At 60.2% G+C, this 467-nt stretch carries 1 protein-coding gene; it reads left to right on the top strand.

From position 1 onward, the window contains the following. Positions 1–429 (top strand): SDR family NAD(P)-dependent oxidoreductase (locus tag VSR71_RS35045; protein ID WP_342917914.1); only part of this gene is annotated, 429 nt, incomplete at its 5' end. Between the last annotated feature and the right edge of the window lie 38 nt (positions 430–467).

Here is a 467-nt window from a genome sequence, read left to right as displayed (position 1 = left end):
GAGCGGGGCTCAATCGTGTTCGTAACTGCAATCTCAGCCCGCACAGCACTGACGGGCTTCGCCCATACCGTCGCCGCGCGCGCAGGCGTCACCGGCATGATGAAGACGCTGGCGGCCGAATGGGGCGAATACGGCATCCGGCTGAATTGCGTTGCGCCCGGCACTATCATGACGGAGGCGCTGGGGCGCTATCCGATCCCACCAGAGAAATGGCGCGAATTGAACCGCTCGGTCCTCAACCGGATAGGCGTGGCTGAGGACGTCGCCGGCACCATCATCTTCCTTGCATCGAGACTTGGGGAGTTCATCACCGGCGAGGATGTTTACGTCGATGGCGGCGAGACGCTGCACCTAGGCCATGATGCGCGCGACATGATTAATCCAGATATGTTCAAGAACCGCCAGCGTGGAGACGGAAACAATGAGTGAGTCCCGCGTCCTGGTGGACATTTCGGACTGTATTGCAA

It is taken from the genome of Cupriavidus oxalaticus, assembly GCF_038900635.1.
GTDB lineage: Bacteria > Pseudomonadota > Gammaproteobacteria > Burkholderiales > Burkholderiaceae > Cupriavidus > Cupriavidus oxalaticus_B.
The sequence above is the reverse complement of the archived record's forward strand: the minus strand, read 5'-3'. Positions and strand labels throughout refer to the sequence as shown.